Genomic DNA, 8,552 nt, shown 5'->3' on the forward strand with positions numbered 1-8,552 from the left:
GCCGAGGCGGGCGGGGCGCGCGGCCCCGGGCGGGCGCACCGCTCCGTCACCGTGCACCGGGACGGAGCGCAGCGGGCCGGCGAGGACTGGTTGGCCGAGGAGGTGCCGGTCGAACTGCGCTACAACGGCGAGGCGTTCGCGGTGATGATGGCGACCCCCGCCGACCTGGAGGACTTCGCCTGCGGATTCTCGCTGAGCGAGGGGCTGGTCGCCGGCATCGGCGACATCCGCGGGGTCCGGGTGCATGCGCGGCTGGAAGGCCATGTGCTCGATATCGACGCGCCGTCCGCGGTGCCGTCGCGGCATGGCGATGCGCGCCTGTTGCCGGGGCGCAGCGGCTGCGGTCTGTGCGGCAGCCGGCATCTGGAGGACGTGCTGCGCCCGATCGCGCCGGTGGTGGACGGGCCGCGGGTCGGGACGGACGCGCTGGAGCGGGCCCAGGCCGCGTTGGCCGGGCGCCAGCCGCTCAACGCCGTCACCGGTGCGATGCATGCCGCCGCCTGGGCGACCCCGACCGGCGAGGTCGTGCTGGTGCGCGAGGATGTCGGCCGCCACAACGCCCTGGACAAGCTGCTGGGCGCGCTCGTCCGCGACGGCGTCGGCCTGGGGGACGGCTTCGTGCTGGTGACCAGCCGCGCCAGCTACGAGATGGTGACCAAGACCGCCCGGCTCGGGGTCGGTCTGCTGGCGGCGATCTCCGCACCGACCGCGCTGGCGGTCGACCTGGCCCGTGCCAGCCGCCTGACCCTGGCCGGCTTCGTGCGGCCGGGGCGCTGCGTGGTCTACAGCCACCCGCAGCGGTTGGCCGGAGCAGGCGCGCGCGATTGAGCGCCGGGCGGCCTGTCCGCGCGCTTGTGAGGGACGGCGGCAGCCAGTAGCCTGCGCCGATGAATCAGTCGTCAGACCCGTCGCAAAGCCCGTCCGAAAACCCGCCTCGTCCCGTTGTGCGGCTGTTGATCCACGGCGCGTCCGGGCGCATGGGCCAGGCGCTGCTGCGGCTGGCGGGGGAGCGCGAGGACATCGCCGTGGTTGCGGCGGTTGCGCGTTCGACCCCGGCCCAGCGGGTGGTCGACGGAGTGCCGCACTTCTCCGCCGCCGAGCTGGCGTCGGTCCCGGAGTTCGACGTCGCGATCGATTTCAGTCTGCCGCAGGGGATGGCGCCGCTGCTGGCGCTGTGCGAGGCGCGCGGCTGCGGCCTGGTCTCCGGCACCACCGGACTGGAGCCGGAGCAGCATGCGGCGCTGGACGCGACGGCGGCTCGCATCCCGGTGTTGTGGGCATCCAACTTCAGCCTCGGCGTCGCGGTGCTGGACGATCTGGTCCGACGCGCGGCGGCGGCGCTGCCGGGCTGGGACTGCGACATCGTCGAATCCCATCACGTGCACAAGAAGGACGCGCCATCCGGCACCGCGCTGACCCTGGGCGAAGCCGCGCGGGCGGGTGGGGCCGAGCCGCGCTACGCGGCGCTGCGGGCCGGCGACATCGTCGGCGAACACATGGTCCAGTTCACCGGCCTGGGCGAGCGCATCGAGCTGGCGCATCGCGCAACCAGCCGCGACATCTTCGCCCGCGGCGCGCTGCATGTGGCCGCGCGCCTGCGCGACCGCCCGGCCGGACGCTACCGGGTCGCCGATCTGCTGAGCTGAACGCGTCCCCCGGGGCGTGTCATCCGAATGTCATCGAAGGCTGGCGCCGAGGCCTCCGGCCCGCTAGAATTCCCGCTCGCCTGAACCCCCCGAACCGGACCGGCCTCGCACCGCGTCCGCGCTTTTGTGCAGCCGGCTTTCTGCGGTGGCGCAAGGCCGGGCCCGGTCAGCACCCATCTGCATCCAAGGCGACCCCCGTGAACCAACCCGCACTCCTCGCGCTCGAAGACGGCACCCTCTTCGAGGGCGTTTCCGTAGGCGCGCCCGGCCTTTCGGTCGGCGAAGTGGTATTCAACACCGCGATCACCGGCTATCAGGAAATCCTGACCGATCCGTCCTACGCGCGTCAGCTGGTGACCCTGACCTATCCCCACATCGGCAATACCGGTTGCACCGACCAGGACGACGAGGCGCGCCGGGTCTGGGCCGCCGGGCTGATCGTGCGCGACGTGCCGCGTCGTCCGAGCAACTGGCGCAGCCAGGTGGCGCTGCCCGAGTGGCTGGCCGCGCGCGGGATCGTCGGCATTGCCGGGATCGACACCCGCAAGCTGACCCGGCTGCTGCGCGACACCGGCGCGCAGGGCGGGGCTTTGGTCGCCGGCGACGGGATCGACGCCGACAAGGCGGTCGAGGCCGCGCGCAAGTTTCCCGGCCTGAAGGGCATGGACCTGGCGAAGGAAGTCACCACCGCCGAGCGCTACAGCTGGCGCGATGGCCAGCTCGACCTGGACCGCAACGCCTTCGTCAGCGCCGAACCGCGCTTCAAGGTCGTCGCCTACGACTTCGGGGTCAAGCACAACATCCTGCGCATGCTGGCCGAGCGTGGCTGCGAGCTGACCGTGGTGCCGGCGACGACGCCGGCCGCGGAGGTGATGGCGCTCAAGCCCGACGGCGTGTTCCTGTCCAACGGCCCTGGCGACCCGGAGCCCTGCGACTACGCGATCGCCGCGATCCGCGAATTCGTCGCCGCCCGCATGCCGGTGTTCGGCATCTGCCTGGGCCACCAACTGCTCGGCCTGGCCGCCGGCGCGCGCACGATGAAGATGAAGTTCGGCCACCATGGCGCCAACCATCCGGTGCAGGACGTCGGCGCTGGCGACGAGGGGCGCGGCCGGGTGATGATCACCTCGCAGAACCACGGTTTCGCGATCGACGAGAGCAGCCTGCCGGCCAACGTGCGGGTGACCCACCGTTCGCTGTTCGACGGCTCCAACCAGGGCATCGAGTTGATCGATGCCCCCGCGTTCAGCTTCCAGGGCCACCCCGAGGCCAGCCCCGGACCGCACGACGTGGCGCCGTTGTTCGATCGCTTCGTGGCGATGATGGCGGCCGCCGGGGCGCGCGCATGAGGGCCCGCGCGGGTTGGCTGATCTGCATCCTGTGCGCCGGTTTCAGCGGCGCCGCGATGGCGGACGAGGTCAAGCAGGAGGCGATCGACGAGATGACCGATGCCGCCGTCCAGCTGTTCCCGATGGGCCGGGTGTTCGAGATGTTCGCGACCGAGGACCCGCTGTGGCCGCTGCAGGAAAAGCCCGATGCCATCACCGCGGAGCAGCTTTCCTGCGTACGCGAGGAGCTGTCGCAGCCGGGTTACTGGCGCGCGAAGCGGGAAGAGGTGGTCGAGTATGCCGAGGCCCATCCCGACCGCTTCGATGACGACCTGCGCCTGCTGCGGTCCGGTTCGGCGGAGCTGCTCGGCAAGTTGGTGATGGGCGGCGTGATGTCCGCCCAGTCGGGCGAGCCGGTCGACGAGAGCGAACTGTTGGCGGGCGTCAGCAACGACCAAGTCCTGTCGATGATGACCCTGGTCGGCGATCCCGACTATGCGGATCTGCGCCGCATGACCGGCCTGGGCGAATCGATGTCGCCGGACCAGTCCAAGGCCCAGATCGAGAAGTCCGGATACCAGAAGGGCTTCTCGCTTGCCGCCCGTCAGATGATCAAGGCCATGCGCTCCTGCGATGTGCCCCCCTCCGCATACCTGTGAAGTCGACTCATGCCCAAGCGCACTGATATCAAAACCATCCTGATCATCGGCGCCGGTCCCATCGTGATCGGCCAGGCCTGCGAGTTCGATTACTCCGGCGCGCAGGCGTGCAAGGCGCTGCGCGACGAGGGTTACCGGGTCGTGCTGGTCAACAGCAATCCGGCCACGATCATGACCGACCCGGAGATGGCCGACGCCGTCTACATCGAGCCGATCAACTGGCAGACGGTCGAGAAGATCATCGCCAAGGAGAAGCCCGACGCACTGCTGCCGACGATGGGCGGCCAGACCGCGCTCAACTGCGCGCTCGACCTGGCCGACAACGGCGTGCTGGACAAGCACGGCGTCGAGCTGATCGGCGCTTCGCGCGAGGCCATCCGCATGGCCGAGGACCGCGAGTTGTTCCGGGTGGCGATGGAGGAGATCGGCCTGGAGTGCCCGCGCGCGGCGGTCGCCAGGACCTTCGAGCAGGCGGTCGAGATCCAGGCCACGGTCGGCTATCCGACCATCATCCGTCCCAGCTTCACCCTCGGCGGCACCGGCGGCGGCATCGCCTACAACAAGGAGGAGTTCGAGGAGATCGCCAAGCGCGGCCTCGAGCTGTCGCCGACCAGCGAAGTGCTGATCGAGGAGTCGGTGCTGGGCTGGAAGGAGTTCGAGATGGAGGTGGTCCGCGACAAGGCGGACAACTGCATCATCGTCTGCTCGATCGAGAACTTCGACGCGATGGGCGTGCACACCGGCGACTCGATCACCGTCGCCCCGGCGCAGACCCTGACCGACAAGGAATACCAGCGCCTTCGCGACGCCTCGATCGCGGTGCTGCGCAAGATCGGCGTCGACACCGGCGGCTCGAACGTCCAGTTCGGCATCAACGCCAGCAACGGCCGGGTCGTGGTGATCGAGATGAACCCGCGGGTGTCGCGCTCCTCGGCGCTGGCATCGAAGGCGACCGGTTTCCCGATCGCCAAGGTCGCCGCCAAGCTCGCCGTCGGCTACACCCTGGACGAGCTGCGCAACGAGATCACCGGCGGCGCGACTCCGGCCTCGTTCGAGCCGACCATCGACTACGTGGTCACCAAGATTCCGCGCTTCGCGTTCGAGAAGTTCCCCCAGGCCGAGGCCCGCCTGACCACCCAGATGAAGTCGGTCGGCGAAGTGATGGCGATGGGCCGGACCTTCCAGGAGTCGCTGCAGAAGGCGCTGCGTGGCCTGGAGACCGGCAAGGTCGGTCTCGATCCGACCGGGCTGGACCTGGCCAGCGAGGCCGACCTGGCGACCCTGCGCCGCGAGGTCAAGGAGCCGGGTCCGGAGCGGATGTTCTACATCGGCGACGCCTTCCGCGCCGGCATGAGCGTGGAGGACGTGCACGCGCTGTCCTTCGTCGACCCGTGGTTCCTCGACCAGATCGAGGAGATCATCGCCGAGGAGAAGGCGGTCGCCGAGTCCGGTCTGGCCGCGCTCGACGAGAAGCGGATGCGCGCGCTCAAGCGGATGGGCTTCTCCGACGCCCGCCTGGCCGAGCTGACCGGCACCGACGAGGCCGCCGTGCGCACCCTGCGCCACGCCTTCGGCGTGCGCCCGGTCTACAAGCGGGTCGACTCCTGCGCCGCCGAGTTCGCCACCACCACCGCCTACATGTACTCGACCTACGAGGAAGAGTGCGAGGCGGCGCCGAGCGACCGCGACAAGATCATCGTGCTCGGCGGCGGTCCCAACCGCATCGGCCAGGGCATCGAGTTCGACTACTGCTGCGTGCATGCCGCGCTCGCCCTGCGCGAGGACGGCTACGAGACCATCATGGTCAACTGCAACCCGGAGACGGTGTCGACCGACTACGACACCTCCGACCGCCTGTACTTCGAGCCGCTGACGCTCGAGGACGTGCTGGAGATCGCCGAGCTGGAGAAGCCCAAGGGCGTGATCGTGCAGTACGGTGGACAGACCCCGCTGAAGCTGGCGCGGGCGCTGGAGGCGGCCGGGGTGCCGATCGTCGGCACCAGCCCGGACAGCATCGATCTGGCCGAGGACCGCGAGCGCTTCCAGAAGCTGGTCGAGGACCTGCAGCTGGCGCAGCCGCTCAACCGCACCGCCCGCAATCCCGAGGAGGCGCTGCTGCTGGCCTCGCAGATCGGCTACCCGCTGGTGGTGCGGCCCAGCTACGTGCTCGGCGGCCGGGCGATGGAGATCGTCTATTCCGACGCCGACCTGACCCGCTACATCCGTGACGCGGTCAAGGTCTCCAACGACTCGCCGGTGCTGCTCGACCGCTTCCTCGACAACGCGGTCGAGGTCGACGTCGACGTGATCGCCGACAAGGACGGCAACGTGCTGATCGGCGGCGTGATGGAGCACATCGAGGAGGCCGGCGTGCACTCGGGCGACTCCTCGTGCTCGCTGCCGCCGTACTCGTTGCCGGCCGCGGTGCAGGACAAGCTGCGCGAGCAGGTGCGGGCGCTGGCGAAGGCGCTGAACGTGGTCGGCCTGATGAACACCCAGTTCGCGGTGACCTTCGACGAGGACGGCGCCGACACGGTCTATCTGATCGAGGTCAACCCGCGCGCCTCGCGCACGGTGCCGTTCGTGTCCAAGGCGACCGGCCTGGCGCTGGCCAAGATCGCCGCCCGCTGCATGGTCGGCAGGACCCTGGCCGAGCAGGGTGCGACCGAGGAGGTCGTGCCGGAGTACTTCTCGGTCAAGGAGGCGATCTTCCCGTTCGCCAAGTTCCAGGGCGTGGACCCGATCCTCGGCCCGGAGATGCGCTCCACCGGCGAGGTGATGGGCGTCGGCCGCACCTTCGGCGCGGCGATGGCGCGTGCGCAGGAGGCCGGCGGCATCCGTGCATTGCCGACCGAGGGCAAGGTGTTCGTCTCCGTCCGCGATCCGGACAAGAAGCGGGTGGTGCCGGTCGCGCGCGACCTGATCGCGCGCGGCTACTCGCTGGTCGCGACCTCCGGCACCCACGCCTTCCTGGCCGAGAACGGCATCGACTGCGAGCGCGTGAACAAGGTGATCGAGGGCCGCCCGCACGTGGTCGACCTGATCAAGAACGGCGAGATCGCCTACATCGTGAATACCACCGAGGGCCGCCAGGCGATCAACGACTCGTTCTCGATCCGGCGCGAGGCCCTGCAGCAGCGGGTGACCTATTCGACGACGATCGCCGGCGCCCGTGCGTTGGTGAATTCGCTCGAGTACCGCGGCACCGGCCCGGTGTGGTCGTTGCAGGAGCTGCACGCGGAGGTCGCGTCCTCCTAGTGCTGGCACGGCAAGCCCTGCCAGGCGGCGCCGGCTGAACGGCGCCGTTCCGGCCGCGGCGCCGGACGGACCGGGGCGGGTTTCGACCCGCCCCGCATTCCTGCTAGCCTGTAGCGGCTTCTTTGAACGGCCGTGAGTGGGTGGTGGGACGCCTTGGCATGACGCCAATCGCATCCGCCGCCTTCTTTACTTTTGCGGCCACGAACGAAAGAAAGGACGTACCCATGAGAGCACCGATCACGGTGAAGGGCGCGCAGCGCCTGCGCGCGGAACTGGAAGAACTCAAGTCGGTCAAGCGGCCGGCGGTGATCAATGCGATCGCCGAAGCGCGCGCCCACGGCGACCTCAAGGAGAACGCCGAGTATCACGCCGCGCGCGAGCAGCAGGGCTTCATCGAGGGCCGGATCAAGCAGCTCGAGGCCGAGCTCTCGCACGCCCAGGTCATCGACGTGGCCGGGCTCAACGCCGGTTCGCGGATCGTGTTCGGCGCGACCGTCGAGCTGGCCGACGTCGAGACCGACGCCAGCACCACCTACCAGATCGTCGGCGACCTGGAGGCGGACATCAAACAGGGCTGGATCGCGATCTCCTCGCCGGTGGCGCGTGCGCTGATCGGCAAGCACGAGGGCGACAGCGTCACCATCGAGGCGCCGGGCGGCACCCGCGAGTACGAGATCGTCTCGGTCAGTTACACCGGCTGATGCGGGTCGGGCTGCTGCTGCCGGATCCGCAGCGTTTCGGCGGCCAGCGCCTGGGCGCGGATTGCGCCCGCGCGCTCGGACGCGCCGACGTCTCGCTCGATCCGCGTCCGCAGCGCGAGCGCGTGTTCGACGTGCTGCCGCGCGGCTGGCCGGTCGCCGCGGTCACCCGTCAGGCCGATGCCGGCGATGCCGCCGGCGCGACCTGGCTGCGCGCCGATCCGGCTCACGTGCAACCGGACATCAATGGCGCGCGCCTGCTGGCGCATGGCCAGGGCCTGGCGCTGGACGCCGACGACGTCGCCGCCTTCCTGCCGGCGTTGCGCCCGCTGTTCGGCGACTTCGGCAGCCCGATCGACGCGCCGACGCCGTCGCGCTGGTACCTGCGACTGGCGCCGGGCACTCCGGTGCCGACGTTCAGCACGCCCGAGGACGCGCTGGGCGACGAGTTGTTCGAGCACCTGCCGGGCGCGGCCGGCGACCGCGAGTCGAGACGCTGGCGGACCTTGCTCAGCGAGGCCCAGATCGTCCTGCACAACCATCCGCGCAATGCCCGGCGCGTCGCCGCCGGCCTGCCGGCGGTCAATTCGCTGTGGCTGTGGGGCGGCGGCGCGCTGCCCGATCACGTGCGCAGCGCGGCCGCGGCGATCCATTCCGACGACGACAGCCTGACCGCCTTCGCGACCCTGGCCGGGGTCCCGGCGCATCCCTTGCCGACGCTGGCGCCGGTCGCGGCGGGCGCCGGCCTGTTCGACCTGCGCGAGGCGCGCGACCTGGCCCGCCTGCAGCACGACTGGCTGCTGCCGCTGCTCGCCCAGCTGACCGATGGCAGGGTTTCCGAGCTGTGGCTCGACTGCGCCGACGGCCAGTGCTTCAAGCTCCGGCGCGGACAGCGTTGGCGGTTCTGGCGTCGCCCGCGCGAGCGGCTGGCCCAATGAGCCCGAGCCGTTCGACGAGGGCGTC

Annotated in this window: 7 protein-coding genes; all 7 read left to right on the top strand. The window is 70.3% G+C overall.

Annotated elements, in window-relative coordinates; all coding sequences use genetic code 11:
• The coding region (fdhD, locus tag FKV24_RS04635; protein WP_425481576.1) for a formate dehydrogenase accessory sulfurtransferase FdhD at window positions 1–828 on the top strand (828 nt) is incomplete at its 5' end.
• Between the two features lie 59 nt (window positions 829–887).
• Window positions 888–1,646, top strand: a complete 759-nt coding sequence (gene dapB, locus FKV24_RS04640) for a 4-hydroxy-tetrahydrodipicolinate reductase (protein WP_141481540.1) — start codon at window positions 888–890, stop codon at window positions 1,644–1,646.
• Between the two features lie 197 nt (window positions 1,647–1,843).
• Window positions 1,844–2,995: a glutamine-hydrolyzing carbamoyl-phosphate synthase small subunit gene (gene carA / locus FKV24_RS04645; RefSeq protein ID WP_141481541.1), complete on the top strand. Its 1,152-nt coding sequence runs from the start codon at window positions 1,844–1,846 to the stop codon at window positions 2,993–2,995.
• Entirely contained in the window at window positions 2,992–3,633 is a 642-nt protein-coding gene (locus tag FKV24_RS04650; RefSeq protein WP_141481542.1) for a hypothetical protein, read from the top strand. The genes carA and FKV24_RS04650 overlap by 4 nt, the downstream gene beginning before the upstream one ends.
• Before the next feature lie 9 nt (window positions 3,634–3,642).
• Entirely contained in the window at window positions 3,643–6,891 is a 3,249-nt protein-coding gene (gene carB, locus FKV24_RS04655) for a carbamoyl-phosphate synthase large subunit (protein ID WP_141481543.1), read from the top strand.
• Between the two features lie 224 nt (window positions 6,892–7,115).
• Window positions 7,116–7,592 carry a transcription elongation factor GreA gene (gene greA / locus FKV24_RS04660; RefSeq protein WP_141481544.1) on the top strand — a complete coding sequence of 159 codons (477 nt, stop codon included), beginning with the start codon at window positions 7,116–7,118 and terminating at the stop codon, window positions 7,590–7,592.
• A complete protein-coding gene (locus FKV24_RS04665) occupies window positions 7,589–8,527 on the top strand; it encodes a phosphoglycerate mutase (RefSeq protein WP_425481577.1) in 939 nt (312 codons plus the stop codon). The genes greA and FKV24_RS04665 overlap by 4 nt, the downstream gene beginning before the upstream one ends.
• The last annotated feature ends 25 nt before the right edge of the window (window positions 8,528–8,552 follow it).

The sequence above is a fragment of the Marilutibacter maris genome (assembly GCF_006546735.2).
Classification (GTDB): domain Bacteria; phylum Pseudomonadota; class Gammaproteobacteria; order Xanthomonadales; family Xanthomonadaceae; genus Marilutibacter; species Marilutibacter maris.

Coding starts and splice junctions, on each gene's coding strand:
- dapB (WP_141481540.1), top strand. CDS start 888: ATGAATCAGTCGTCAGACCCGTCGCAAAGCCCGTCCGAAAACCCGCCT.
- FKV24_RS04650 (WP_141481542.1), top strand. CDS start 2,992: ATGAGGGCCCGCGCGGGTTGGCTGATCTGCATCCTGTGCGCCGGTTTC.
- greA (WP_141481544.1), top strand. CDS start 7,116: ATGAGAGCACCGATCACGGTGAAGGGCGCGCAGCGCCTGCGCGCGGAA.
- carB (WP_141481543.1), top strand. CDS start 3,643: ATGCCCAAGCGCACTGATATCAAAACCATCCTGATCATCGGCGCCGGT.